The organism is Corynebacterium sp., from assembly GCF_022712195.1.
Classification (GTDB): domain Bacteria; phylum Actinomycetota; class Actinomycetes; order Mycobacteriales; family Mycobacteriaceae; genus Corynebacterium.
Window position 1 is genome coordinate 1 of sequence record NZ_JALAGY010000055.1, and the last position, 25,642, is coordinate 25,642.

The window sequence follows — 25,642 nt, forward strand, 5'->3', positions numbered from 1 at the left end:
CTTCGATTCACCCCTCACACCACGTAGGACGGTTCGATGACCTCCAACAAGATCCGGCAGGAGACTGCCGTGGCAACCGGCCACGCCCCCAGTCCCCCGTCACGCAACCTCCCCGTCGACACGCTCCGCGGTGTCGCCTGCCTGCTCCTGGTGAGCTTCCACGTCATCGGGTACGACAGCACCGACGGGCTCCACGTCGCCGACGACAGCGCCCTGCGCTACTACACCGACTCCGTCGACTACCTGCGCATGCCGCTGTTCACCCTGCTCTCCGGACTGGTGTACGCCTGGCGCCCCCTGCACGCCCCCGGCGGCTACCTGACCTTCATGGGCAAGAAGGCCCGCCGGCTGCTCGTGCCCTACGTGATCTTCGTCCCCGCCATCGGCCTCACCCAGGTCTACCTCGACGGCACGAACTCCAGCCGTGACCTCGACCCCCTGAACTGGCTGCTGTTCTCACTGAGCCCGTACTGGTTCCTGCTGACCACCTTCTGGTTCTTCGCCGTGGTCGCCCTGGCGGACTCCCGCTCCCTGCTGTCCTCCCGCCTCACCTTCGGCGTGGTGTTCTGCGCCTCCCTGGCGGTCGTCCTGGTCACCCACACCGAACAGTTCCGCTTCCTGCAGGTGGGCCAGGCGCTGACGCTGGCACCGTTCTTCCTCGCGGGCGTGGCCATGAGCCGCTTCTCCCTGGTCCCCACCACCCCCGCCACCCGGTGGGGCAGCACCGCGGTGCTCGTCCTCGCCGCCGTCGTCGTCCAGCTCGCACTGACCGGCGCCATGCCGGGGACGGACGGTGCCTTCGACTCCCGCCACAGTCTCGTCGGCGTCGGTCTCGGCATCCTCTTCCCCCTGGTCTTCCTCGGCTGGTCACTGGCCAACCGGCAGCTCGCGTGGATCGGCGGGTACTCCTCCGGGATCTTCCTGCTGCACTCCTTCGCCATCGGCGCGGTACGCGTCCTCACCGACGCCAGCGGGCTCACCGACGCCGTCTCCCCGCCCGTGCTCGTCGTGGGCCTCACCGTCGGCGGCGTCGCCCTGTCGATCCTCGGGGTGACGGTGCTGCGCCGGTGGCGCGTCGGACGGGTCGTCCTCGGCGAGAAGCCGCAGGCGGGACGGGGCAGCCGATGAAGGTCCTCATGGTCTGCACCGGCAACGTCTGCCGCTCGCCTGTCGCCGAGCACCTGCTCCGCGCCGAACTCGCCGCCTCCTCCGCCGACACCGTCACCGTCGCCAGCGCCGGCACCGCCGGGATGAGCGGCTACCCGATGGACCCCCGGTCACTGGACTTCCTGGCCCATCGAGGGATCGACGGGACCGGGTTCACCGCGCGTCGGGTGAACCGCCGGATCCTGCAGGAGGCCGACCTCGTCGTCGGTCTCGAGAAGGCCCACGTCGACCACTGCCTGCGCATCGCACCGTCCCTGCTGAAACGCTCCTTCCGCCTGCACCAGCTCGCCGAATGGCACCGCAGCGGCGACCTGACCTCACTGACGCAGCTGCCGCACCTGCGGCACCGGCTGCCCCGGATCCTCCACGACCACCCGGACCCCGTCGGGTTCACCTCCGTCACGGAGTACGACGCACTCCTCGACGCCGTCGCGGACGACGTCCGCGCACTGGCCACACTGATCTCCCACTGACTGTCTAGGAGCCCCCATGCCGTCCTCTCCCCGGCTCACCTGGATCGACACGGTGAAAGGTGTCGCCGTGATCCTGGTGGTCCTCTACCACGCGGTCAGTCTCGCCCAGGACAAACCCTGGTCCGGTGACCAGCTGTCCATGCTCACCTCCGCCCTGCTCACCGTTCGCATGCCCCTGTTCTTCGCCATGTCCGGTTTCTTCATCCTGCGGCGCGTCGACCGGCCGTGGTCCTGGCAGCTCCGCAACCGCATCGGCCCGTTCCTGTGGCTGTTCGTCCTCTGGACCGTGATCTGGCTGCTCGCCTTCGAGGTGCTCCCCTGGCACCGTGCCGGCGACTCCGGCCCCACCACCCTGCAGGACGGGGCCCACCTGTTCGTCGACCCCTCGGTGGGCCCCTGGTACATCTACGCCCTGGCGATCTACACCGTGGCGGTCAAGCTGATGCGCCCGCTGCCGGTGTGGCTGCAGTTCCTCGTCGGCGCCGCAGTCTCCCTCCCGGTGGCCTGCGGTGTCCTCACCCTGGACTCGTGGGTGTGGACCTCGCTGCTGTCACACTTCATCGCGTTCCAGATCGGCGCACTCGGCCACCGTCTCCTGGCCACCGTGGCCGACCACGCCTCCGTGTGGCGGCTGCTCGGGTACGGCGTCCTGTGGGGCGCGGGGACCGCGGCACTGTTCGTCCTGGGTGCCGGGCTCGACAACCTCGGCCGTGTCCCGGTGACCGCACTGGGCATGGCGATGGGCATCACCGCCGCGGTGCTCCTCGACCGCCACGCCGCTGTGCTGAGACTCGCCTGGGTGGGCAAGAACACCCTGCCGATCTACCTGCTGCACGTACCGCTGCTCGGCGCCCTCTACAGCCTCGACCTCGGTCTCCCGTCCACCGCCGCGGTGGCGGTGGGTGTGCCTCTGCTGTGCACCGCCCTGGCCGTCGCCGGCGCCCTGGCCATCTGGCGGATCACCAGGGCCGTCCCCGGGGTGTACATCGCCCCGTGGACCGGCGAGGGGGCGAACACCAGGAACGCCCCTGCTGGTGGAGCGCACAGTGGACCGCACAGGGGACCGGGAACCGAACAGGCCGCCGGGACGCGGGAAGGTGACCGGGCCCCGGACGGGGCAGCCGTGAGGAACAGGTAGATGCGACACGCCCGCCAGCCCAGGATCCGGACACCGGCCCCGCTCACCCGGGCCCTCCGGGTGGGCGTCCTGCTCCTGGCCTTCGTCCTGACCCTGTGGTCCTGGTTCGCGGTGACGAAGATCTACCTCCCCCGCCTCGACCCGTTCCCCGCGGACGTGGACGTCCTGATGCAGGTCGGTGGAGCTGCCCCCTCCGACGTCACCGACGCCCGACGGCTGGCGCAGGAGCACGGCGTCACCGACCTGGTGATCTCCGACCCCACCGGGGTGCAGAGCTTCCGCGACTCCTGGTGCGCACCCCTGGAGGGCGTCAAGGTGCACTGCTTCACCCCCGACCCGTCCACCACCCGCGGTGAGGCCCGGGAGTTCGCCCGGCTGGCGGAGCAGAACAACTGGACCTCCGCGATGGTGCTGGCCACCGGCCGCGAACACGTCGAACGCGTGCGGCTCTACGTCAGCCGGTGCTGGGACGGCGACCTGTCGGTCAACCGCCCCGCCAGCTCCCGCGCACCCCTCACCCACCTCAAGCAGGCCGGCTACCAGACCGCCGGCTGGGGCCGTGCCATGACCACCCTCGACTGCTGACCCTGATCCCCGCTCACCTCACTCTCCGAAGGAGTCTCCCGTGACTGAACGCTCTTCCCGGTCGCCCACCACCACGACCACCCCTGCAGGCCATTCCACCCCAGGCTCCCCGGGCACGCAGGGCACCCCGGGCACACATGCGAACCGCGTCGCCTGGATCGACACCGTCAAGGGGGCCGCCATCCTGCTGGTCGTGCTGATGCACGTCGCCACGGAGGCCGTGGACCAGTCCTGGTACGACCCCCTCGTCCTCGACGCCATGTCCCCGCTGCGCACCGTGCGCATGCCGCTGTTCTTCGCGATGGCCGGCTACTTCTTCCTGCGCCGGATCGACCGGCCCTGGCAGTGGCAGGTGCAGAACCGGCTGGGGCCGTTCCTGTGGCTCTTCCTCCTGTGGAGTGCCCTGTGGACCCTCTCCGCCCAGGTGTTCCCCTGGAACCACGCCGACTACACGCTCGCCCACCTCGTCGGGGTCCCGCTCGACCCCAGCTACGGTCCCTGGTTCATCTACGCCCTGGCGATGTACTACGCGGTGGTGAAGCTGCTGCGGCCCCTGCCGCTGTGGATCCAGTTCGCCCTCGGCGCCGCGGTGTCGCTGCCGGTCGCCTTCGACTGGGTCACCGTGGAGAACTTCGCCTGGGAACGCACCCTCACCCACCTGGTGGTCTTCCAGTTCGGTGTGTACGGTCACCGGATCATCGCCGCGGTCGCCGACCGCTCCTCACTGTGGACGCTGGCGGCGACCGGCGGGGTGTGGTCTGCGGGGATCGTCGGGGTGACGGTCTCCGGCGTCGGCCTGTCCTCCGTCTTCTGGCTGCCGCTGACCGCGCTGGGCATGGCGACCGGGATCACCGCGGCCACCCTCGTCGCCCGCCACCTGCCCTGGCTGCACCTGGACTGGTTCGGCCGCAACACCCTGCCGGTCTACCTGCTCCACCTCCCGGTCCTCGGCGTGCTGCTCACCTACGACCCGGGTGTCCCGTCGACCCCGCTGACCGCCGCGGCGGGGACGGTCGTGCTCACCGTCCTCACCGTCGCGGGCACACTGCTGGTGTGGCGGGTGCTGCGTCCGCTGCCGGGACTGTTCATCGCCCCGTGGCCGGGTGAGGGGGCCAACACCCTCCCCGCCAGAGGTGACGGGAAGGTGTCGCGGACGTTGACGCAGCATGTCAGAGACGTGAGCTAAGCGTAGACTTCCTGAGGTTCTACCCCCGGAAGAAATTGTCTCCCGGGGGCGTAACATCGGCACCGGAGAAACGATAGTGCACCTGTACTGGAAGAACGCTGTCAATTTCCTCGGGGGGATGACGTGCGGGTAGCCAGGTGGCTACCCCCACAGCGTGTTTTCCGCCGTTGCAGATGACCAGGTGGCCTGCCTATCTTCATGGCACGCCAGCAACGAGCGACCGGTGATCCACGGCCCTCTCCACGCCCCCGGTCTCAGCCACTGGCAGACAACTCAACAGTCCGCCACCGGCCCCTCCGGGCACCGCACCCCTCAACGCCCACGTTGCACCGTCCCCCTCTCCTCTCTCACGGTGTGTCCGCGTGGAAACCGTCCGGAGTCTCTCCTCACGACCCCGGTGGCGCGGCACATGAGAAACAGTCGGGCCCGTCACCGGAACTCCTTTCCGGTGACGGGCCCGACTGTGTGCGCCAGGTCAGACCGTTCCTCAGTCCTTGCAGGTCACGATCGGCGCCGGGTCGTACACCGTGGTCGTGGTGTCCCGCGACACCACCGCGCCGTCGAGGTCACGCACCGTCCGGGTGTCGGTGACGGTGAACCCGCGTGCGCCCGAGGACGGCGAACACTTGTCACCGGAGAGTTCGACACGCTCGGGGTCGGTGAAGTTCGTCCGGGGACCCGTGTCCGACTCGACCTCGACCTGCTTCACCCCACGCATGTCCACGGTGAGCGAACTGGAGTCCGCCCGCGCCTCGATCAGCACCGGGGTGTCGAAGGGGTTCTTGAACTGCAGGTCGATGGCCCCCTCGAAGACCGTGGCCTCACGCCCGGCCGGGTACCGGTCGATGTAGTACGAGTGCGGGGTGTGCGCCACGTCCTCCATCCCGGCGAAGTAGGACGCGTTGTACAGGGTGGTGGCGAACTGGCTGATGCCGCCGCCGACGGCCTTGTCCGCGTGACCGTCCTGGATGACACCGGCCTCGACGTACCCCTGCGCCTCACCACGGGGACCGGTGTACCCGTTGAGGCTGAAGGTCTCGCCCGGCAGCACGATCGCCCCGTTCACCTGCTCGGCGACCCGCCGGATGTTCACCCCGGAGTCGTCGGCGAAACCGCCGGAGGTGAAGGACCCGACGACATCGTCGAAACTGGCCTTCTCCGCCATCTCCGTGGTGTAGGTCGCCTTCTTCTCCTCGTAGGTCACCTCGTGGCGGCGCTCCCTGGTGTCCAGCAGCTTCTCCTCGATCGGGTCGAGGGTCTTGTCCCAGTCGATGAGGACACCGTCCTGGGACGGGGTGACCTCGAGATCACGTCCGCTGCCGGTGAACCCGGCGTTGCGGAACTCGACCTCGGTGTCCCCGAGCTGTCCGTCGAGGATCTCCTGGGCGGCTTCGCGGTCCCAGTCGACCCGGAAGTCACCGTCCTCCGGGACGAAGGTGACGATGCGTCCCATGTCCGCGGGACGCAGCACACCGTCGGTGTCGTCACGCCCCTCGAAGACGACGTCGCCGTCGGTGACCTTGTCCACGACCTCCTCGACGGCCTTGTCCGCGGCGTCACGACGCACGTCGGCCTCGGTGACCTCCGCGTCCACACTGACCTGGCGGCGCTCGTTGAGCCAGTGCTCCCGCACCGCCGAGCGCACCTCGTCAGGGTCCACTTTCTGCCCTGCGACGTCGTCGACGATATCCGCCGCACCCTTGTCGTCGATGGACAGTTCCGCGTTCTCCGGCTCACGCGTGAGCTCCTGCTCCACGCGGGTCAGGGTGCGGCCCAGCAGTTCGTCGTTGTAGGCGCTGACCGTGCCGACCTCACGCTGCTGGAAGAAGCTCATCACCCGGGTGACCGGGTTCAGCGGCTGCTGCCCGGCCTGGTCGATCGTCGCCGCCCAGTCGATGGACAGGCCCGACCGCGCCGGGTCCAGGGTGGTCGACATGTCACCGGCGGTGACCTCCACCTCGGCCCGGGCACTGTCGGACAACTGGTTCTTCAGCCGCGCCTCAGCCTGCGACTTCGACATCGAGCCCACGTCGACGCCGCCGACCGTCACGCCACGGGGCACGTTGCCCTCGGTCATGATGATGTCGGTGGCGTAGAGGATTCCCCCCAGCCCGACGATTCCCGCGACAGTCCACACCGGCCACAGGCGACGCTTCCGCCGGTGCTTGCTGCCTTGGGAGCCCCACTGGTCCTCCGACGGGTCGGTGGATCCTGTGGCGCTGCTGGCGTTGGGGTTGCTACTGCTCACGTCATTCACAATAACCCGTCATTATGCCCCGGCGGTACCCGAAGCTCAGACTGCGCAGAGCCTGTCCGCCGCCTCCGTCAGCCGGTCACGGTCGAGATCCCCGTTCTCCACCGCGGCGACGAGACCGTCCACCGTCGCCGGGACGTCGGCGGCCGTGGAGGTCAGCGGCGCGTCCACCCCCGCACGCAGCGCCTGCACCACCGCCTGCGGCCCGTCGTGCAGGTCGGTGATGGCCTGCATGCCGGTGAGGTCGTCGGTGAAGACGATGCCGTCGAAGCCGGGACCGTCCCCGGCGCCGTCGCGCAGCAGCCTGTACGCCGCCGGGTTCAACGACGACGGGGTCTCCGCACCGGCGACGTCACCGGCGTCGAGCCCCGGGGTCTGCATGTGCCCGACCATCACGGCGACACCCGGGATCTGCGACAGCTCGGCGAACGGCGCGAGGTCCGCCCCCATCTCCCCGATCGGCGGTGTGGTGACCGTGCCCTCATGCGAGTCGCCCGTGGCGTGGCCGTGGCCCGGGAAATGCTTGATCACCGGGGTGACGTCCGCGTCGAGCAGGCCCTCCACCGCGGCCCGGCCGTAGTCCGTGACCGTGCCGGGGTCGTCCGAGAACGCCCGGTCGCCGATGGCGTTGTCGCTGACCGACTCCCCGCCGGCGAGGTCCACCACCGGCGCGAAGTCCATGGTGATGCCCAGGTCGTGCATCTTGCGGCCGTGCTCGGCGAAGACGCCGCGGACCTCCTCCGGCGATCGGGTGTCCGCCAGTTCGCGGGCGGACGGCAGGTCGCCGATGATATCCCCGAGCCGCTGGACCTGCCCTCCCTCCTCGTCGACGGAGACGGTGAGTTCCCCACCGGCGTCCGCGGCCCGCTGCTTGAGCGCGGAGATGCTCCGCTCCGGGTCACCCTGGCCGTCCAGGATCGACAGGTCGGTGGAGGAGCCGATGAAGATGTGGCGAACGCCGGCGTCCACCGCCTCCGCGGCGTCGTCGAAGCCGACCACCCCGACCGCCAGGGTCGAGGCGGCGAGGGTCGCCAGGTCCTGGTCACCGTCCACGCAGGAGGGCTGTGACGAGGGTGACGAGGGAGACGAGGGTTGCGAGGCGGACGCGGCGGACGTGGACGGGACCGCCGCGTCCGTCGTGGACGTGCCGGCGCCGCCGTCCTGCGTGGAACACGCCACGAGACTGAACGCCAGTGCGCCGGCCGTCGCGGCGGCGAGAACGGTTGCCGGGGTGCGGCGTCGGACTGTGGGCACGCGTGACCTCTGCTTTCTTCTGTGTCCCCGACGGGGCGCCGGAAAAATCCCGGACGACATGTCGACTGTGCCGTCCTGACTCCACCGACCGTACTACGCTCGTGGGCATGGCTAGCGAATCCAGGAACGAGACAGCCCAGGAGACGGAGAACGTCGGCACCTTCGACGGGGACACCGTCCTCATCGCCTTCGACGGTTCCGACGAGGCCCGCGGCGCCATCGACTACGCGGGGCGTTTCCTGTCGACGAAGAACGCCTACATCCTCACCGTGTGGGAGCCGATCCACCGGCAGGCCGCCCGCACCGCCGGCATGAGCGGGATGATGCAGCACGACTGGTCGGCCGTCACGGACGACACCGAGGACCCCGCCTACGCCGACGCGGTGGCGATCTGCCGCGAGGGCGTGGCCCTGGCGGAGGGGCACGGGTTCCGCACCGAGCCGTTCCTGGTGGAGTCCGCCACCGCGATCTGGAGTGCGATCGTCGACGCCGCCCGCGAGCTGGACGTCAGCATCATCGTGGCGGGGTCCCGTGCGTTGAGCGGCTGGCGGTCACTGCTGCAGTCCAGTGTGTCCGACAGCCTGGTCAAGCACGCGGGCCGCGCGGTGCTGATCGTCCCGTCCGTCGACGACGAGGACAGTGATATCGGCACCGACGGGGCGGCCGGGTAGTATCATCTGGTGAATATCGTCCGACGTTGCACCACCGACCTCCACTGACGGGAAAGACCATGCCCACCGAGACTGACTCTCAGCCCCGCCGCACGCTCGGCCCCGCCATCGCCTCCGCCGTCGTCGGCGTCGTCCTCGGCGGTGCCGTGGCACTGTTCGCCGGCAGTGTCGCCGACTCCACGGACCTGCCGACCAACAAGATCGCCGTGGACGACGCGGTGATGGGGTCGATCCAGTACGGCGAGCGGCGTTAGGCAGCACAGGCAGCACAGGCAGGACTGGCAGGTGTGACACTCTCCCGTCGCGGCTGGGGACTCGCCGGACTGCTGTGGCTCCTGCTGTCCCTGCTCCAGGGGGCGGGGCTCACCGTCGCCGACACCAAATACGACCTCACGGCGAACCCGTGGGGTTTCCTCACGCAGGCCCTGTCCCCCTGGACGGACGTGTTCCCGCTGGGGCAGCTCCAGAACCAGGCATACGGGTACCTCTTCCCCCAGGGCCTGTTCTTCGCTCTTCTCGACCCCCTGCCGGACTGGCTGGCCCAGCGGCTGTGGTGGGCGCTGCTGCTGTTCCTGGCCTTCGCCGGGGTGGTCAGACTACTTGAGGCGACGGGGACCGGGTCACGCTCGTCGCGACTGGTCGCGGCGGTCCTGTTCGCACTGAGTCCGCGGATCCTGACCACCCTCGGGGCGATCTCCTCGGAGGCGTGGACCGTGGCACTGGTGCCGTGGATCATGCTGCCGGTGGTGCGGGTGCTGCTGCCCGGACCGCGTCCGACGACCCGGCGTCTCGCCGCCGCGGGCCTGGGGTCGGCCGTGGCCGTGCTGTGCCTGGGTGCGGTCAACGCCGTGGCGACGCTGGCCGCGGTCGTGCCGGCGGTGCTGTGGTGGCTGACGCAGGGGGTGTTCGCCACCGGTGGTGCCGCCGCCGACGCCCCGGTGCGACGGCGGACGGCGTGGCGGCTCGCCGCCTGGTGGGTGCCGGGCGGTATCCTGGCCTGTTTCTGGTGGATCGGCCCGTTGCTGATCCTGGGGCGGTACTCCCCGCCGTTCACCGACTACATCGAGGCCGCCGGGCTGACCACGCACTGGTTCAACCTGGGTGAGGTTCTTCGGGGGACGACGAGCTGGACGGCGTTCCTGTCCACGGAACGCCAGGCCGGGTTCGCGCTGGCCACCGAGGCACTGTTCGTGGCCGCCACGCTGGCGGTGGCGTTGCTGGGCCTGGCGGGGCTGGCCGGAGTGCGCGGCCGGATGCCCTTCGCGGGGTCGTGGCTGGTGGTCCTGGGCGTGGGGGTGGCCGTTTTCGGGGTCGCCGCGGCACCGTTCTCCCCGGTCGCCGAGCAGGTCCAGGCCTTCCTGGACGGGGCGGGGGCGCCGTTGCGCAACCTGCACAAGTTCGACGCGATGGTCCACCTCCCACTGGTCGTGGGCGTGGCCCACCTGCTGGGCGGGCTCACCGTCCCGCGTGACGCCGGGTCGTGGCTGCGACCGGAGAACAACCGGCCGGTCGTGTCCGCGACGGCGGTGCTGCTCGTCGTGGCCGTCGCCACCGCACCCGCGTGGACCGGACGGCTGGTGCCGGAGGACGGTTACCGTGCCGTGCCGTCCTCCTGGCGGCAGGCCGCGGACTGGCTCAACGACCCGGCCCACGGCGCCGCGGAGACCCGCACCATGATCCTGCCCGAGGCGCGGACCGCCCGACAGACCTGGGGGAACACCCGGGACGAGCCGGCGCAGGCACTGCTCGACGTCCCCTGGGTGGTGCGCGACGCCGTCCCGCTGGTCCCCCCGGAGGCGATCCGCGGGCTCGACGGTCTGCAGCGCGAGTTCGCCGCCGAGGGCGCGTCCGGCGCGAACCCGGCGCTGGCGGACGCCCTGCTGCAGCAGGGGGTGGGGTACCTGCTGGTCCGCACCGACCTGGCCCGCGCCGCCGACACCCCCGGCGCCCGGGCCGTGCTGCGAACCCTCACCCGGTCCGCCGCGGCGGACGGGTTCAGCGAGGTCGCCGACTTCGGCGACGGGGACATCAGGATCTTCCGGGTGGACGGCTCCGAGCGTACCGGCGGCGTCCCGGACGACCGGTCGGGCACGCGTGTGGTCGGCGCCGGGGACCTGGAGGTCACCGCCGGTGGACCGGAGGTCCTGCCGCGTCTCGCCGCCGCCGATGCCGCGGCGGGACGCGCCCCCCGCGACCGGATCCTGGCGCAGGACGTCCCCGACGGGCTCGCCGGTGCCGCCGGCCGCCCCCCGGAGACCGTCACCGACACCCCTGCCCTGCGTGAACACAACTACGGCAACGTCACCGGCGCCGAATCCGCCGTCCTCGCCGCAGAGGACGACCGGACCACCCGCAACCCCGTCCGCGACTACCCCACAGGGCTCGACGACGCCGACCTCACCCAGGTGCGGGAACGTGGCGGCAGGGTCACGGCGAGTTCCTCGGCCGCCGACCCGACGTCACTCGGCGGTGCGGAACCCTACTCCGGCCCGTCCGCCGCCGTGGACGGCGTGGCGGAGACCGCGTGGCGTCCGGGCACCGGCTCACCGGTCAACCAGACACTCACCCTCGACCTGGACGAACCCCGCTCCCAGATGTCACTGTCGGCGCGTGCCGCCGGCGGCCCGGTGCGTGTGCAGGTGACCACCTACCTCGACGGGGACACGGTGGCCTCGACGACAACACTGGTGCCGGGCTACCGGGAGGCCGACACCGACGACCGCCCCGTGATCCTGCCCAGCGGCGAGGCCGACCGGGTGGAACTGCGCATCGTCGGCTCCTGGGCGGACCCTGGACTCAGCGAGGTCACGCTCACCGAGCTGGACAGCGGGCAGGACGTGACCCCGCGCCGTGACATCGTGGTGCCGCCCGTCGACGGCACACCGCGGCGGTGGGTGCTGGGCCAGGAGATCCACGAGTTCGAGATGCGCCGCACCGTCACGGTGCCGGACGGGCCGGCGGTGCCCGTGACGGTGACCACCGACCGGTGCGCCGCGGGGAGGGAGACGGCCAGCACCGTCGACGGCATGCCCGTGGCCTGCGGCGACACCGTGACACTCTCACCCGGGGAGCACGAGATCCGCAGCCGCGACCGGTGGATGTCACTGGATGTCCGGGACGCCCCGCCGCCGCAGGACGGGGGCGACGGCGACCGGGTCGTCGTGACCTCCACCGCCGTGAACCCCGGGCGCGCCGCCGAGCTGGACGGCGTCACCCTGGACCCCGTCACCGTGAACGGCTGGCAGCAGGGGTGGGTGGTGCCCGCCGACGTCGCCGACGGGAAGTCCGACGACGAGGTCTCCGCGGCGGTGGACGTCCACTTCACCGCGACGGACACCTACCAGCGGTGGCTGGGGGCCGGGCTGCTCGGCGCCCTGGTCCTGCTGGCGGCGTGGCTGTTCACGTGGTGGCCGGGGAGGCGCCGCCCGGGTGAGGCGGTGACCGACTGGGTTGCGGCCCCGGCGGCGGGTGCGGTGGCACGTCTCAGCGCGGCGGCCGGTGTCCTGGCCCTGTCGGTGCTGGTCGCCGGTCTTCCCGGCGGAATCGTCGGTGTGACGACGATGGCCCTGGCCTCCGGGGGCCCGACATTGCTCCGGCGCCTGCCCACCGGGGTCGCCGACACCGCCGCGGCGCGTCTCCTCCGTCGCCTGGTCAGTCCGGGCACCCTGGCGACGGTGCTCGGCGGGGCGGGGGCGGCGATGGCGGTACGCGGGCCGTGGGGCGGCGACTACGCCGGTTACTCGTGGGTCCCCCAGCTGCTGTTCGTCGGGTGCCTCGTCGCCACGGCGTGCGGGGCGCTCGCCGGCGGGCGCCGAGCACGGGACGAGGACCCTGCCTGACTGGGGTCAGGGACTACCTGACCGACCCGTCGAGTGACCGGCCACGCCACCACCGGTTCACCGCGCGCCGCGCAGGATCCTCCACCAGGGCGTAGCTCAGCGCGGCGACCGGCACCGTCAGCGCCACCGTCGCCACCAGGACAAGCACGGTCTGCCCCTGGAACAGCCCCACCCCCAGCAACGGGAAGACCAGCGACAGCATCGCCATGTGCCACAGGAAGATCGAGTACGACCACCGCCCCAACGCCTGCATCACCGCGGAGTCAAGCACCCTGGACCGCGGCTCCACCGCCCACGGGACGATCAGGCTGGCGGCGAAGACGAGCCCGTAGAGGTTGCGCCGCGCGAACTCCCCGTCCCCCGCCGTCACCAGCCCCTCGGGCCCATCCACCGCCGCGACGACCACCGCCAGCGCCGCCAGCAGGATCCAGATCCACCGTCGTCCGGCCCAGCGCCGGACCTGCCGGACCGTGTCGTCCCGGCCGCGGGCACCGAGGTCGGCCAGCCACCCCTCGAGTTCGGCCGCCAGCAGTCCCGCCGCGAACCACGAGAGGAAGGCCCACGGCATGATGTGCGCGTTCACCTCCGCGTCGTGCCAGGCGACGAACGGCCAGAGGTAGCTCAGCGCACCCACCCCGAGGATCGCTACGACCCTGACCCGTCGTCGTCGCCTCCCCACCGCCAGCGCCAGCAGCGGCATGAGCAGGTAGAAGAACATCTCCACACACAGGGACCACAGGTGTGTGAGCCCGCCGACCAGGCCGTCCGGCACGTAGTTCTGCATCAGCAGCAGGTTCGCCACCGTCGCGACCGCCCCCGGCCCACCCCCTTCCGAGGCGACGGGGAACAGCAGCAGCACCACGACCACCGTCACCCAGTAGGCCGGCATGATCCGGGCCAGACGTTTGACGTAGTAGGACGCCCACCCGGTCTCCGCTGCATGGCGCCGCCACAGCAGGAAACCGGAGAGCGCGAAGAACACCGGGACGAAGAAGTCCAGGCGGGCCATCATCCTGTTGACCAGCGGTCCGGTGTCGTTCCCGGTCTGGAACGCCACATGGGCGACGATGATCCCCAGCGCGGCGACCGCGCGCATCCCCTCCAGGGCGGGGAGGAAGGGTTTCGGGGACCTGCTCGACGTGCTCATCGCGCATCAGGTTACCGTGGTGACGCTGCATTCCGGGCGGCTCCGGGGTGAACGTCTCTCACCCCGGTTGTCCTTCAGGGGGCGTTCCTCCCCCGGATCCTAGTTTCAGCAGGTAAAGTAGCCGTGGACACACCGCTCTCTGACGTACACCAGGACAGGAACCAGGCCACATGAAGAAGGTCTTCTCCCACCTCGCCATCATTCTCGGCGCCGCACTGCTGGTCATTGCGCTGGCGTTGCCGATCTACGTCCTCCCCAAGGGCAAGGTGATACCGAAGGACATCGAGTCGGCGACGGTCACCAAGGTCACGCCGGGGATCCTCACCGACGCCGGGGCGCTCGCCGCCGACAAGCCGGTGGCCGGCAAGGAGTCCCGTCCCGAGTGCCGTGGGGAGAACAAGGTCGTCAGCTGCTTCATCTGGCCGGACACCGACATCCAGTCCCAGCGGTTCGTGATGGCCCAGGACCCCACCGACGACGACGTGGTCACCCTGGAGGCCGGCGGCACCGTGTACCAGGCCGACCTGCCGGAACCGGAGAACCTGCTCTCCGCCGAGATCGACCGGGTCACCCTGGACCGCAAGACTGCACTGCCCGTCGACGAGCCGACCTCGTCACTGAACATCACCGCCCCCGGCGTCGAAGGCGGCAACGTCCAGGAGGACGTCCCCCAGTTCACCCGTACGGGTCTGCAGTTCCAGTTCCCCTTCAACACGGAGAAGAAGGCCTACCCGTACTTCGACCACCGGCTGATGGAGACCAACGACATCGACTTCGTCGACCGGGAGAAGATGGACGGCGAGACGGTCTACCGCTTCGAGCAGGAGATCGGCCCGTCGGAGATGTACCCCAACGTCGAGGCGATGCTCAAGGGTGACGGCGAGCTCAGCGCCGCCGACCGCCAGTCCCTGGGTTCGCTGAAGCTGTCCTTCCCGGCCGCGAAGTGGGGGCTGACCCCCGACGAGGTCGAGGGATGGGACCCGGAGGACGAGTCCGCCACCACCAACGACGACGACCGGGACGGCACAGACGGAGAGGGCGAAGGCGCAGGGGACGACGCCGACCTCGGCCCCGAGGTCGAGATGAGCCGCTACTACACCGTGCACCGTGTGCTGCGCGTCCAGCCGGACACCGGCGTCATCGTCCACGGTGCCGAGGAGGTGTGGATGTACTACGCCCGCGACGACGAGGAGGCCGCGGAGATGGCCAAGCCGGAGAACCGCGAGCGTGAGCTGGCCAACCCGACCCGCACCGCCCTGTACTACCCGGGTGAGTTCAACGACGAGACCCACGAGAACCAGATGGCACGGGCGAAGGACGGCCTGAAGACCATGAAGCTCATCGGCACCTACGTGCCCTGGGGCGCCGGGATCATCGGTGTCCTGCTGATCGTCATCGGTGTCCTGCTCTCCCGGTCCGCCGGTCGTCACCGCAGCTAGACACGGCCGGCGTACCGGCGGTGTCCCCTGACGGGGCGTCGTCCGCCGCACGCACCTACGATGAGACGATGACCACGCAGGACCACGGCCCGCCGCCACACCCCGGCAGACGGCGCAGGCTCCTGCTTCACCTCTGGTGCGCCCTGCTGTCCGGCGTCGTCTTCTGGCCGTTCCTCTCCACCCTCGCCGGCCATGCACGACCCGGGGGATCCACCGCGTCCCTGATCCTCCGGGACATGGTCGTCCCCCACTCCATGGCGTTGAATGACCTGGCCACGGGTGCCGACGGCCTGCCCCGCGCCGTCCCCCAGGACACCGTGCTTGCCTGGCTGTCGCCGCTCGTCCCCCCGCCGGTGACGGTCAGTGTCCTGATGCTGCTCGGCGGCTACATCGGCGCACTGGGCTCTGTGGCGCTCGTCCGGCAGGTCAGCGGCGGCCGTGCCGGCCCCGCCGCCGTCGTCGCGCCGGTGGTCACCCTGTGGAACCCGTACGTGGCCGAGCGTCTGCTGCAGGGGCACTGGTCGGTCGTGCTGGCCGGGGTGCTGCTGCCCGCCGTGGCGGTGTGCGCGGCGCGCCGCCCACCGTGGACGTGGGGCGTACTCGCCGCCCTCATGGCGGTCTGCGCCCTCACCCCGACCGGGGTGATCCTGGCGACGGTGACCGCGGCGGTCGCGTCGCTGGTGGGCTCCGCGCCAGTGCGGAAGTTCCTGGTCAGTGTCGGCACCGGGGCCGTCCTGACCCTGCCCTGGGTGATCCCGACGCTGCTCCACGCGGGCGCTGCGGCGACGCGCACCGACGCCGCCGGGGCGGCCCTGTTCGCCGCCAGGGCCGAGCCGGGCGTCGGGACCCTGGGGGCGTTGGCGGGCCTCGGCGGGATCTGGAACGCCGACGCCGTCCCCGGCTCCCGTGACGCACTGGCACCGGTCAGCACGGGCGCGGGGGTGGTTCTCGCCTGCCTGGCGGTCATCACCGCGGTGGTCCTGTGGCGCCGCAGTCGGCTCCGGGGTGCTCCCCTGGTCTGGCTCGCCCTGGCGGCCGTGGCCGTGCCCGCGCTGGCGGCGACGGCCCCGGGCCTGGCCGTGACCGGGTGGTTCCTGGAGTTCGTGCCGGGGGCCGGCCTGGTCCGCGACTCCCAGAAGTTCGTCGTCCTCGCCCTGCCGGGCCTGGTCGTCCTGCTCGGCCAGGGCCTCGCCCTGCTCCCGCGGGGACGGCAGGTCGGTGCGGCCGCCGTTGCGCTGGTCCTGGTCTGGGTGTCCGTGCCCGCCCTGCCGCGGGACCTCGCCACGCTGGCCCCGGTGCAGCTCGACAGCGCCTACGACGGACTCGCCGACCGGGTGTCGGACTGGCAGGACGCGCACGGGACGACCGCCCGGACGCTGCTGTGGCCACCCGGTAACTACCGGGTGGTCGAGGGGCGTCCCGCCCTGGACCCGGCCCTGAAGATACTGCCGGGACGCCCGGTGGACCCCGGGTACCTCATCGTCGACGGCGCCCTGGTCGACGGGGATCCGGAGACCGTCGCCGCCCTCAGCGAACTGGCGTCCGGGGAGGACACCCTGGCCGAGCGGGGTGTCGACCTGGTCGTCGTCGAGGACGGCACCGTCGGCACCGTCGAGGACACCGGGGCGCGCTCCGTCCTGGCCGACCACGTCGAGATCTGGTCGTCCGGGCGCTGGAGCCTCTACGCGGTGGAGCGTTAGCCGCACCGCGTCGGCCCCGGGGCGGCTACTCCAGCTCCACCTTGCGGTTCCACGAGTACGCGGTCCGCCACAGGCAGAACAGGACCAGGACGACCATCGGCGGGATGAAGCCCAGGGGCATCACCGACTCGTAGGGGGATGCCGCGGTCGGCTGACGGCTGATCTCGTCCAGGAAGCTGTGGCCGCTCAGCGACCACCCCGTGGTGTCGCCGGTGATCCCCACCGGGACGGCGAACATCCCCACCACGGCAACCAGCTGGCTGACCATGCCGAGCAGGAGGAACACCAGCACAGGGCCGCCGGCGCCCAGAGTCTGCAACCGCCGTTCCTTGCCCACGGAGATCGAGAAGTAGTACTGGACGGGCGCGACCAGGGTGGCCAGGTAGCCTCCCACCAGCCCGCCGGCGATCAGCCAGCCCGGGGCCGAGGAGTCCCGGAGTGCGGTGCGCAGCTCGCCGAGCATCTCGCCGAGACCGGCGATCTGCTCGTTGCCGGCGGCGAAGCCGGTCCAGAGCACACAGCCGAGCAGCGCGGTCACGACCAGGCTGGCGGTGGTCACGACGACCGCCCAGAGCATCTTCACGGCGAAGATGCGGCCGCCCTTCGCGGGGATGGTCTGGGTGAGGTAGCCGGAGGCGCCGTAGCTGGACCGCCAGTAGTCCACGGCCAGCACGATCTGCATGACCGGGGTGAAACCCATGACGACCATCATCCCCACGGCGGCGGCGAGGGTGCTGAAGACCGTCCAGTCCAGTACGAGCAGCACCGTGCAGAACAGGACCGCCAGCGCCGCCAGCCCCAGGACCACGGCGAGCAGACCGCGGGTGCGCAGCCACTCGTAGCGGAGGAGGGTGCGGGTCGGGGTGACGGGTGTCGCGACGTCAGTTGCGGTGGTCATCGGTACTCCTTCCGGAAGATGCCGTCCAGGCTGGTGCCGTGGTGTGCGCGGAGGTCGTCGGCGCTGCCCTGGAGCAGCACCCGGCCGTGGCGCATCATCACCACCGCGTCGAGCATCGGCTCGAGGTCGTGGACGAGATGGGTGGAGATCAGCAGCAGCGACTCCTCCGAGAGGTTCGCCATGATGCTCCGGAGAATCGAGTCGCGGGCGGACGGGTCCACCCCGGAGATCGGTTCGTCGAGCAGGTAGACCGGCACGCGGCGCGACATCGCGATGGCCACCTGCACCTTCTCCCGCATGCCCTTGGAGAGCTGTTTGACGCGGAGGTCCTCGTCGATGCCGAAGGCGTCGATCATCGCGCGGGCCTTGTCGGTGTCGAAGTCCGCGAAGAAGTCGGACCACATGGTCAGGCAGAAGCTGACCTTGTGCGACGGGATGAGGAACCCCGCGTCCGGCAGGAAGGACACCAGCGCCTTGGACGCCGGACCCGGGGTGTGGCCGGCCACGGTCACCTCGCCCCGGTAGCCGGCGAGGACACCGGCCAGTGTCTTGAGCAGTGTCGTCTTCCCGCAGCCGTTCTCGCCGAGGAGTCCGACGACCTGACCGGGCGGCAGGTCCAGGTCGATGCCGGCCAGCGCCGCCCGGCGGCCGTAGTCCTTGCTGAGCCCGCGCGTGTGGACCAGCCCCGGGGTGCGTGGTGTGTCGGTCATTGTTCCCTCTCCGTTTCTGCCCACCGGTCCGCGACGAGTTCCTCCGCCTCGTGCCGGCTCAGGGCGAGTCCGCGGACGCGTCGGACGTAGTCGTCGACGGCGCCACGGGCCAGGTTCTGCCGTTCCTCGTTGATCCGGTCGCCGTCCTCGGTGACGAACCGTCCGACGGTCCGTTCGGTGCGGCACAGCCCGGCCCGTTCCAGTTCGCTCAACGACCGTTGGACGGTGTTGGGGTTGACGCCCAGTTCGGCGGCGAGTTCCCGGACGCCGGGGAGGCGTGTCCCCGGTGTCCACTGACCGACCACGATGCGCCGGGAGAACTCGGTGAGCAGCTGGTTCCAGATCGGCGACGAGTTGTCGAAGTCCATCGCCACCTCCTGTTGTCTCGCTGTACTAGGTACCTAATACAGTGACACGACGAAGTGCGGAAGTCAACACCCGTGCACCCCGGAGTTTCCCCGCGCGAACTCTCGACAACGCGCTTTCGCACTCTCTGACCTGCTGATACAGTCCTCCTCCGACGCGCGGTCCACTCCGGGCGTCGTCCCGTGAGAAGGGGAGTAGTTCCCGGCCGTCCCGGCCGGAGATGTGTCGACATACCGGCCGTGCCCTGCACCGCCCGGCACCTCACCTGCATGCGCAGGCGAACGAGACCTTCGGCCCAGCACACCCCTGCCGGAACAGCCGAGAAGAGGTCCCGCCCCGTGACAACCACCCAACTGCTCCTCATCGCCGTCAGCGTCTCCGCCGACGCCTTCGCCGTCTCCGTCGTCCAGGGCACGACGGTCCGCGAACACGTCATGCGCCGCATCCTGCTGCTGTCGCTGGTCTTCGGCGCCTTCCAGGCGTTGATGCCGCTGATCGGATGGGCCGTGGGGTCCTCCGTCGCCGGCCTCGTCACCAGCGTCGACCACTGGATCGCCTTCGCACTGCTCGCCGGCATCGGCACGAAGATGGTCCTCGACAGCCTCGCCGCACCTGCGGAACAGGCGGAATCCCCCTCGTCGACGTTCACCGTCCGGTCGGTGCTCACCCTCGGCGTGGCGACGAGCATCGACGCCCTCGCCGTCGGCATCGGCTTCGCCCTCGTGCCGATCAACATCCTCCTCGCCGTCGGGCTGATCGGCGCGACCACCTTCCTGGCGTCCCTGCTGGGCGGATGGCTCGGCCACCACGGCGGCCGGGCGTTCGGACGTCCCGCCACCTTCCTCGGCGGCCTGGTGCTCATCGCCATCGGGGTCAGCATCGTGGTCGAGCACCTCACCGCGTGACGGTGCGACCGCCGACGGTCAGAGCCCGCTGAGCAGCTCTTCCCAGGCAGCCCCGGTACGCCGCCAGGAGAACGTCCCGGCGCGCCGCCGTGCCTCCTCCCCCAGCCGCTCCAGCCTCCGTCGATCCTCCATCAACTGGCCCAACGTGTTGATCAGCCCCCCTTCCGAACCGACCAGGACACCGGTGACCCCGTCGACGACGCTGTCGCGCAGCCCCGCCGACGAGTGGTAGCCCAGGGTGGGCACCCCGTGCAGCCCGGCCTCGATCACCGCCAGACCCCACCCCTCCTTCCTGCTGGGAAGGAGGTGCAGGTCGGCACGTGCCAGGATGCGGTGCTTGACCTCCTCGGAGACATGGCCGTGGAACACCACGTGCCCGGACACCCCGAGCTCGTCGGCGTGCCGACGCAGCCTCTCGGACCACCAGCCGTCGCCGATGACGTCGAGGTAGGTCTCCGGGTACCTCGGCAGGACGCTGGCCAACGCGTCCATCGCGTGCTCGATCTGCTTGTGCGGCACCAGCCGCGACAACGTGACCAGGTGGAACCGCCCGGACGCCCCGGACGATCCGGGATCGTCCGGCACATCCGGGATCTCAGGTATGTCGACACCGTTGCGGATCACGGTGATCCGGGACCGGTCCACCCCGAGGTCCACGAGTTCCTCCGCACTCGGCTCCGAGACGGTCACGTAGGGCGTCCCCCGGTGCACCCACGGCGACAACCGTGACTCGACGAACCAGCCGATCCGCGACAGCACCGGCCCCGCCACCGGCCACTGCTCACGGTGGCAGTGGTGTGTCAGCAGCACGGCACGTGCGCCGCCCCGTCCGGCCCCGGCGACAAGGCGGGCGAAGAACGGGACCCCGTTCTGTGTGTCGACGACCACGTCCGGACGCCCGCTCCGCAGCATGTACCACCAGGCCCGCGGGTACACCGTGAGTGCCCCGCCACCACGGCTGTAGCGGACCCCGTTGCGCAGCTCCGACGGTGCGGACCCCGGGTAGCGGGCGGTGCGGAAGGTGACCTGGTGCCCCTGCCGCGCCAGATGCTCCGCGACGCGCTCGAGGTAGACCTCGCTGCCACCTCCCTCGGGGTGGCCGGAGTCGCGCCAGCACAGCAACAGAACCTTCATGACCGTTCTCACGATACAGGCTGGCCGGCCGGGCCTGCCGACCACAGGGCAGGGGCGGCACCCGGTGTGCCATGATGTCGGCATGCCCGCGCTCCCCGCCTGCGCCGCCGGCCCGGTCACCCCGGCTGTCCTGCGGCCCCTCCGTCGCCGCGCGACCCTGCGCCGCTCCCTCGGCCTGCTCGCCGACTTCCGTTTCGAGCAGACCGACCCCGACCGTTTCTACGGCCGCCTCGCCGAGGACACCGTCGGGCTCGTCGCCGACCTGGTCCACGGGGCCGACGGCGGCACCCTGGCGGGCCGGCGGATCCTCGACGTCGGCGGCGGCCCGGGCTACTTCGGGCGCGCGTTCAGCGCGGCCGGTGTCGGTGCGGGTGACTACGTCACCTGCGAACCCGATGTCGGGGAGATGGCCGCCGCGGGGATCCGTCTGCGGTCCTCGGTGCGTGGCTCGGGGATGGACCTCCCCTTCGCCGACGACGCCTTCGACGTCACCTACTCCTCCAACGTCGCCGAGCATGTCCCCGACCCCTGGCGGATGGCCGACGAGATGCTGCGCGTGACCCGTCCCGGCGGGCTGGTGATCTACTCGTACACCTGCTGGCTCGGCCCCTTCGGCGGCCACGAGACCGGCCTGTGGGAGCACTACGTCGGCGGGGAGTTCGCCGCCCGACGGTACGAGAGGAGGCACGGGCACCCGCCGAAGAACCGGTGGGGAGAGAGCCTGTTCGACGTCTCCTGCGCCGACGGGCTCCGCTACTCCCGGGACGTCGCCGCCGGCCGACGCACCGTCGACGCCGACGTCCTCGCCGCGTTCCCCCGTTACCACCCGTGGTGGGCGTGGTGGGCGGTGCGCGTCCCGGCACTGCGCGAGGTGGCTGTCTCGAACCTGGTTCTGGTGCTGCGGAAACGGTCCACCACGTAGCTTCACGACACAAAACCGCAGGAAGACGGCACCCCCGAACCTCGCCCGAATGCCGCACGCACACAGATATAGCGATAGAGTGATCGGCGACACATGTTGCACACCGATGTCGTCGCACCAACAAGTGAGGCAAGTGAGGACCGTCATGACGAACAACAGCATCCCCGAGGCTTTCATCTACGAAGCCGTACGAACCCCGCGTGGTAAAGGCAAGCCGGGCGGCAGCCTCCACACCGTCAAGCCCGTCGACCTGCTCAGCGGACTCATCACCGAGATCCTCGACCGCAACCCCGGTCTGGACCCGGCGGCGGTCGGCGACATCATCTCCGGCGTCGTCACCCCGCTGGGCGACCAGGGCATGGACATCGCCCGTACCGCCGCGCTCAACGCCGGCCTGCCCTACTCCGCCACCGGTGTGCAGATCAACCGTTACTGCGCCTCCGGCCTGACGGCCCTGAACCTGGGTGCGATGAAGGTCCGCTCCGGTTGGGAGGACCTCGTCCTCGCCGGCGGCGTGGAGTCCATGTCGCGCGTCCCGATGGGTTCCGACGGCGGCGCCCTGGCCATGGACCCCGAGACCTCCTTCGCCAACGACTTCATCCCGCAGGGCATCTCCGCCGACCTCATCGCCACCCTCGACGGGGTCGGCCGTGAGGAGCTGGACGCCTACGCCGCCCGCTCCCACGAGCGCGCCGCGAAGGCCTGGGAGGAGAACCGGTTCGCCGGTTCCGTGGTGCCGGTCAAGGACCGCAACGGTGTGACCCTCCTCGACCGCGACGAGACCATCCGCCCGGGCACCACCCCGGAGAAGCTGGCCGGCCTGCGTCCCGCCTTCGCCGCCATGGGTGAGCAGGGTGGCTTCGACGCCGTGGCGCTGACCAAGTACCCGCAGCTGGAGAGCATCAACCACGTGCACCACGGCGGCAACTCGTCCGGCATCGTCGACGGCGCGTCCCTGCTGATGATCGGTTCCGAGGCCGCCGGCAAGAAGAACGACCTCACCCCGCGGGCACGTGTCGTCTCCGCGGTGACCACCGGTGTCGAGCCCACGATCATGCTCACCGCCCCCGCCCCGGCGGCCCGTGCAGCCCTGGAGCAGGCCGGCCTCACCGCCGACGACATCGACGTCTGGGAGATCAACGAGGCGTTCTCCTCCGTCGTCCTGCGCGCCCAGCGTGACCTGAACATCCCGGACGAGAAGCTCAACATCAACGGCGGCGCCATCGCCATGGGCCACCCGCTGGGTGCCACCGGTGCGATGATCACCGGCACCGCCGTGGACGAACTGCACCGCACCGGCGGACGGTACGCCCTGATCACCCTCTGCGTCGCCGCGGGAATGGGTGTGGCCACCATCATCGAGCGCGTCTAACCCACTGCTGAACCCCGATATTCTCTAGGAGATACACCTCATGAGCGACAACATCATCGCCTGGGAGACCGACGGCAACGGCGTGGTCACCCTCACCATCGACGACCCGAGCTCGTCCGTCAACACCATGAACGACGCCTTCCGCGCCTCCGTCCGGGAGACCGCCGCGAAGCTGCAGGCCGGTGTCGAGGCCGGCGAGGTCAAGGGTGTCGTGATCACCAGCGCGAAGAAGACCTTCTTCGCCGGCGGCGACATCAAGTCCATGATCACCGCCACCCCGGACGACGCCGAGGCCCTGCGTGAGCAGATCGACGGCATGAAGGCCGACATGCGCACCATCGAGACGCTCGGCGTCCCGGTCGTCGCCGCGCTCAACGGCACCGCCCTCGGCGGCGGCCTCGAGATCGCCCTGGCCACCCACCACCGCATCGCCGCGGACACCCGTGGCGCGAAGTTCGGCCTGCCCGAGGTCACCCTCGGCCTGCTGCCCGGTGGCGGCGGCGTGGCACGTGTCACCCGCATGCTCGGCCTCCAGGACGCCCTGATGAAGGTGCTGACCACCGGCCGCCAGTTCAGCGCCGAGGCCGCCAGGGACGCCGGCCTCATCGACGAGGTCGTCCCCGCCGACCAGCTGATCGACGCCGCGAAGGCCTGGATCGCCTCCGAGCCGGAAGCCTCCCAGCCCTGGGACCGCAAGGGCTACCGCATGCCCGGCGGCACCCCGACCACCCCGGCGTTGGCCGCGATGCTGCCCAGCTTCCCCGCCAACGTCACCAAGCAGATCAAGGGCGCCCCGATGCCCGCACCGCAGGCCATCCTGGCCGCTGCGGTGGAGGGTGCACAGCTCAAGCGCTTCGAGGACGCCACCGCCGTCGAGACCCGCTGGTTCGTCTCCCTGGTCACCGGCCCGACGTCGAAGAACATGATGCAGGCCTTCTTCTTCGACCTCAACCACTGCAACGGCGGCGGCTCCCGTCCCGTGCAGGCGGACGGCACCCCGTACCCGAAGACCGAGTTCCGCAAGGTCGGTGTCATCGGCGCGGGCATGATGGGCGCCGGTATCGCCTACGTCGCCGCCAAGTCCGGCATCGAGGTCGTGCTCAAGGACATCTCCGAGGAGAACGCGCAGAAGGGCAAGGCCTACTCCGAGAACCTGGAGGCCAAGGCCCTCAAGCGCGGCAAGACCACCGAGGAGAAGTCGGCCGCGCTGCTGGGTCGCATCACCCCGACCGCCGACTACGCCGACCTGGCCGACGTCGACCTGGTCATCGAGGCTGTCTTCGAGAACACCGAGCTCAAGCACAAGGTCTTCGCCGAGATCGAGGCCGCCGTGCCGTCCACCGCGGTCCTGGGCTCCAACACCTCCACCCTGCCGATCACCGGCCTGGCCGAGGGTGTGGACCGTGCGAGCGACTTCATCGGCCTGCACTTCTTCTCCCCCGTGGACAAGATGCCCCTCATCGAGATCATCTCCGGTGAGAAGACCGACCCGTCCGTGCTGGCGAAGGCCCTGGACTTCGCCCGCCAGATCCGCAAGACCCCGATCGTGGTCAACGACTCCCGCGGCTTCTTCACCTCGCGTGTCATCGGCACGGTGCTCAACGAGGCGATGCGCATGCTCGTCGAGGGCATCGACCCGGCCGTCATCGAGGCCGCCGGCCGCCAGGCCGGCTACCCCGCCCCGCAGCTGCAGCTGCAGGACGAGCTGAACCTGAAGCTGGCCCGCAAGATCGGTGCCGAGACCGCCGCCGCCGCGGAGGCCGCCGGCGTCACCGTCGACGACGGTGGCGTCAACGCCCTGGTCGACGCCATGCTGGACGAGTTCGACCGTCCCGGCAAGCTCGAGGGCAAGGGCTTCTACGAGTACGACGAGAACGGCCGTCGTGCCGGCCTGTGGTCCGGTCTGCGTGGTGAGCTCCGCGAGAAGCTGGGTGTCACCCCGGTCACCGTCCCCGACGGCGAGACCACCACCGCCGGCTCCGACCTGGACTCCACCGTCGCCGACGGCGCCCCGACCCTCAACGACCTCATCGAGCGCATGCTGTTCATCGAGGCCCTCGAGACCCAGCGCTGCATCGACGAGAACGTGCTGACCTCCGACGCGGACGCCAACATCGGTTCGATCCTCGGCATCGGCTACCCGGCCTGGACCGGCGGCAGCCGCCAGTTCATCACCAACTACGCGCGCCCAGCCGCGGCGACGCTGCCCGCCGACGCCGGTGAGGACTACCCGACCAGCGGTGTCGCCGGGTTCGTCGCCCGGGCCGAGGAGCTGGCCGCCGCCTACGGCGACCGCTTCGCCCCGCTGGACTCCCTGAAGGGCTGACCGCCCCGGGGCACCCGCCCGTGAGAACGACGGCCTGACACCGGTCTGACACCGGCCAGGCCGTCGTTTGCGCATTCGTAGCCTGCTCCCAGGCGCTTCGCAGATTCATCGCCTATATTTGCCGCAGTACCGTCGAGCCCCCCTGTCCACGATCCC

At 70.5% G+C, this 25,642-nt stretch carries 21 protein-coding genes; 14 read left to right on the top strand and 7 right to left on the bottom strand.

Features of this window, described 5'->3' with window-relative positions; all coding sequences use genetic code 11:
- Positions 1 to 36 precede the first annotated feature (36 nt).
- From Q0A34_RS06655 to Q0A34_RS06675, 5 genes are read left to right on the top strand one after another with little or no spacing between them, the layout of a single operon-like run.
- Positions 37 to 1,128, top strand: a complete 1,092-nt coding sequence (locus Q0A34_RS06655) for an acyltransferase (RefSeq protein WP_291479218.1) — start codon at positions 37 to 39, stop codon at positions 1,126 to 1,128.
- Positions 1,125 to 1,640, top strand: a complete 516-nt coding sequence (locus Q0A34_RS06660) for a protein tyrosine phosphatase (protein WP_291479219.1) — start codon at positions 1,125 to 1,127, stop codon at positions 1,638 to 1,640. Before Q0A34_RS06655 ends, Q0A34_RS06660 begins: the two co-directional genes overlap by 4 nt.
- A gap of 16 nt (positions 1,641 to 1,656) precedes the next feature.
- Positions 1,657 to 2,778, top strand: a complete 1,122-nt coding sequence (locus tag Q0A34_RS06665) for an acyltransferase (RefSeq protein WP_291479220.1) — start codon at positions 1,657 to 1,659, stop codon at positions 2,776 to 2,778.
- Positions 2,779 to 3,363, top strand: a complete 585-nt coding sequence (locus tag Q0A34_RS06670) for a hypothetical protein (protein WP_291479221.1) — start codon at positions 2,779 to 2,781, stop codon at positions 3,361 to 3,363. It begins immediately after the preceding gene.
- Between the two features lie 40 nt (positions 3,364 to 3,403).
- Positions 3,404 to 4,549 carry an acyltransferase family protein gene (locus tag Q0A34_RS06675; RefSeq protein WP_291479222.1) on the top strand — a complete coding sequence of 382 codons (1,146 nt, stop codon included), beginning with the start codon at positions 3,404 to 3,406 and terminating at the stop codon, positions 4,547 to 4,549.
- Between the two features lie 487 nt (positions 4,550 to 5,036).
- Here Q0A34_RS06675 and Q0A34_RS06680 read toward each other — a convergent pair whose 3' ends face one another.
- Both Q0A34_RS06680 and Q0A34_RS06685 read right to left on the bottom strand, forming a co-directional pair.
- Entirely contained in the window at positions 5,037 to 6,626 is a 1,590-nt protein-coding gene (locus Q0A34_RS06680) for a VanW family protein (RefSeq protein WP_291479255.1), read from the bottom strand.
- A gap of 216 nt (positions 6,627 to 6,842) precedes the next feature.
- A complete protein-coding gene (locus Q0A34_RS06685; RefSeq protein ID WP_291479223.1) occupies positions 6,843 to 8,057 on the bottom strand; it encodes a glycoside hydrolase family 3 N-terminal domain-containing protein in 1,215 nt (404 codons plus the stop codon).
- A 107-nt stretch (positions 8,058 to 8,164) separates the two neighbouring features.
- Here Q0A34_RS06685 and Q0A34_RS06690 point away from each other — a divergent pair, with 107 nt between their 5' ends.
- From Q0A34_RS06690 to Q0A34_RS06700, 3 genes are read left to right on the top strand one after another with little or no spacing between them, the layout of a single operon-like run.
- Entirely contained in the window at positions 8,165 to 8,728 is a 564-nt protein-coding gene (locus Q0A34_RS06690) for a universal stress protein (RefSeq protein WP_291479224.1), read from the top strand.
- Positions 8,729 to 8,787: 59 nt separating this feature from the next.
- The gene (locus Q0A34_RS06695; protein WP_291479225.1) at positions 8,788 to 8,982 is read left to right on the top strand and encodes a DUF2613 domain-containing protein; all 195 of its coding nucleotides are present in this window, start codon (positions 8,788 to 8,790) and stop codon (positions 8,980 to 8,982) included.
- A gap of 33 nt (positions 8,983 to 9,015) precedes the next feature.
- The gene (locus Q0A34_RS06700; RefSeq protein ID WP_291479226.1) at positions 9,016 to 12,567 is read left to right on the top strand and encodes an alpha-(1->3)-arabinofuranosyltransferase family protein; all 3,552 of its coding nucleotides are present in this window, start codon (positions 9,016 to 9,018) and stop codon (positions 12,565 to 12,567) included.
- Positions 12,568 to 12,580: 13 nt separating this feature from the next.
- Here the strand turns inward: Q0A34_RS06700 and Q0A34_RS06705 are convergent, their stop codons facing one another.
- Positions 12,581 to 13,714, bottom strand: a complete 1,134-nt coding sequence (locus Q0A34_RS06705; protein WP_291479227.1) for an acyltransferase — start codon at positions 13,712 to 13,714, stop codon at positions 12,581 to 12,583.
- Positions 13,715 to 13,884: 170 nt separating this feature from the next.
- On the opposite strand from Q0A34_RS06705, the gene Q0A34_RS06710 reads away from it, so the two are divergent.
- Together Q0A34_RS06710 and Q0A34_RS06715 are read left to right on the top strand one after the other, a co-directional pair.
- Positions 13,885 to 15,153 carry a DUF3068 domain-containing protein gene (locus Q0A34_RS06710; protein ID WP_291479228.1) on the top strand — a complete coding sequence of 423 codons (1,269 nt, stop codon included), beginning with the start codon at positions 13,885 to 13,887 and terminating at the stop codon, positions 15,151 to 15,153.
- Positions 15,154 to 15,221: 68 nt separating this feature from the next.
- Positions 15,222 to 16,853 carry a hypothetical protein gene (locus tag Q0A34_RS06715; RefSeq protein ID WP_291479229.1) on the top strand — a complete coding sequence of 544 codons (1,632 nt, stop codon included), beginning with the start codon at positions 15,222 to 15,224 and terminating at the stop codon, positions 16,851 to 16,853.
- A gap of 25 nt (positions 16,854 to 16,878) precedes the next feature.
- On the opposite strand, the gene Q0A34_RS06720 is transcribed toward Q0A34_RS06715, so the two are convergent.
- The 3 genes from Q0A34_RS06720 to Q0A34_RS06730 are packed head-to-tail and all read right to left on the bottom strand — an operon-like array spanning position 16,879 to position 18,829.
- Positions 16,879 to 17,751, bottom strand: coding sequence for a hypothetical protein (locus Q0A34_RS06720; RefSeq protein WP_291479230.1), 873 nt, complete (start codon positions 17,749 to 17,751; stop codon positions 16,879 to 16,881).
- On the bottom strand, positions 17,748 to 18,461 hold the full coding sequence (locus Q0A34_RS06725; protein WP_291479231.1) for an ABC transporter ATP-binding protein: 714 nt from the start codon (positions 18,459 to 18,461) through the stop codon (positions 17,748 to 17,750). Before Q0A34_RS06725 ends, Q0A34_RS06720 begins: the two co-directional genes overlap by 4 nt.
- Positions 18,458 to 18,829: a GntR family transcriptional regulator gene (locus Q0A34_RS06730; RefSeq protein ID WP_291479232.1), complete on the bottom strand. Its 372-nt coding sequence runs from the start codon at positions 18,827 to 18,829 to the stop codon at positions 18,458 to 18,460. The genes Q0A34_RS06725 and Q0A34_RS06730 overlap by 4 nt, the downstream gene beginning before the upstream one ends.
- A 336-nt stretch (positions 18,830 to 19,165) precedes the next feature.
- Here Q0A34_RS06730 and Q0A34_RS06735 point away from each other — a divergent pair, with 336 nt between their 5' ends.
- Entirely contained in the window at positions 19,166 to 19,732 is a 567-nt protein-coding gene (locus Q0A34_RS06735; RefSeq protein ID WP_291479233.1) for a manganese efflux pump MntP family protein, read from the top strand.
- A gap of 18 nt (positions 19,733 to 19,750) precedes the next feature.
- Here Q0A34_RS06735 and Q0A34_RS06740 read toward each other — a convergent pair whose 3' ends face one another.
- Positions 19,751 to 20,866 carry a glycosyltransferase family 4 protein gene (locus tag Q0A34_RS06740; RefSeq protein WP_291479234.1) on the bottom strand — a complete coding sequence of 372 codons (1,116 nt, stop codon included), beginning with the start codon at positions 20,864 to 20,866 and terminating at the stop codon, positions 19,751 to 19,753.
- An 82-nt stretch (positions 20,867 to 20,948) separates the two neighbouring features.
- Between Q0A34_RS06740 and Q0A34_RS06745 the strand changes: the two genes are divergently transcribed.
- The 3 genes from Q0A34_RS06745 (at position 20,949) to Q0A34_RS06755 (ending at position 25,486) form a co-directional block, all read left to right on the top strand.
- Positions 20,949 to 21,788, top strand: a complete 840-nt coding sequence (locus Q0A34_RS06745) for a class I SAM-dependent methyltransferase (protein ID WP_291479235.1) — start codon at positions 20,949 to 20,951, stop codon at positions 21,786 to 21,788.
- Between the two features lie 145 nt (positions 21,789 to 21,933).
- On the top strand, positions 21,934 to 23,160 hold the full coding sequence (locus Q0A34_RS06750) for an acetyl-CoA C-acetyltransferase (RefSeq protein WP_291479236.1): 1,227 nt from the start codon (positions 21,934 to 21,936) through the stop codon (positions 23,158 to 23,160).
- A gap of 40 nt (positions 23,161 to 23,200) precedes the next feature.
- Positions 23,201 to 25,486, top strand: coding sequence for a 3-hydroxyacyl-CoA dehydrogenase NAD-binding domain-containing protein (locus Q0A34_RS06755; RefSeq protein ID WP_291479237.1), 2,286 nt, complete (start codon positions 23,201 to 23,203; stop codon positions 25,484 to 25,486).
- The last annotated feature ends 156 nt before the right edge of the window (positions 25,487 to 25,642 follow it).

Bases quoted from the DNA above. Each gene is read 5' to 3' on its own strand.
- Q0A34_RS06750 (WP_291479236.1), top strand. From the start codon at position 21,934: ATGACGAACAACAGCATCCCCGAGGCTTTCATCTACGAAGCCGTACGA.
- Q0A34_RS06660 (WP_291479219.1), top strand. From the start codon at position 1,125: ATGAAGGTCCTCATGGTCTGCACCGGCAACGTCTGCCGCTCGCCTGTC.
- Q0A34_RS06695 (WP_291479225.1), top strand. From the start codon at position 8,788: ATGCCCACCGAGACTGACTCTCAGCCCCGCCGCACGCTCGGCCCCGCC.
- Q0A34_RS06710 (WP_291479228.1), top strand. From the start codon at position 13,885: ATGAAGAAGGTCTTCTCCCACCTCGCCATCATTCTCGGCGCCGCACTG.
- Q0A34_RS06690 (WP_291479224.1), top strand. From the start codon at position 8,165: ATGGCTAGCGAATCCAGGAACGAGACAGCCCAGGAGACGGAGAACGTC.
- Q0A34_RS06745 (WP_291479235.1), top strand. From the start codon at position 20,949: ATGCCCGCGCTCCCCGCCTGCGCCGCCGGCCCGGTCACCCCGGCTGTC.
- Q0A34_RS06755 (WP_291479237.1), top strand. From the start codon at position 23,201: ATGAGCGACAACATCATCGCCTGGGAGACCGACGGCAACGGCGTGGTC.
- Q0A34_RS06655 (WP_291479218.1), top strand. From the start codon at position 37: ATGACCTCCAACAAGATCCGGCAGGAGACTGCCGTGGCAACCGGCCAC.
- Q0A34_RS06730 (WP_291479232.1), bottom strand. From the start codon at position 18,829: ATGGACTTCGACAACTCGTCGCCGATCTGGAACCAGCTGCTCACCGAG.
- Q0A34_RS06740 (WP_291479234.1), bottom strand. From the start codon at position 20,866: ATGAAGGTTCTGTTGCTGTGCTGGCGCGACTCCGGCCACCCCGAGGGA.
- Q0A34_RS06670 (WP_291479221.1), top strand. From the start codon at position 2,779: ATGCGACACGCCCGCCAGCCCAGGATCCGGACACCGGCCCCGCTCACC.
- Q0A34_RS06680 (WP_291479255.1), bottom strand. From the start codon at position 6,626: ATGACCGAGGGCAACGTGCCCCGTGGCGTGACGGTCGGCGGCGTCGAC.
- Q0A34_RS06705 (WP_291479227.1), bottom strand. From the start codon at position 13,714: ATGAGCACGTCGAGCAGGTCCCCGAAACCCTTCCTCCCCGCCCTGGAG.
- Q0A34_RS06720 (WP_291479230.1), bottom strand. From the start codon at position 17,751: ATGACCACCGCAACTGACGTCGCGACACCCGTCACCCCGACCCGCACC.
- Q0A34_RS06665 (WP_291479220.1), top strand. From the start codon at position 1,657: ATGCCGTCCTCTCCCCGGCTCACCTGGATCGACACGGTGAAAGGTGTC.
- Q0A34_RS06715 (WP_291479229.1), top strand. From the start codon at position 15,222: ATGACCACGCAGGACCACGGCCCGCCGCCACACCCCGGCAGACGGCGC.
- Q0A34_RS06725 (WP_291479231.1), bottom strand. From the start codon at position 18,461: ATGACCGACACACCACGCACCCCGGGGCTGGTCCACACGCGCGGGCTC.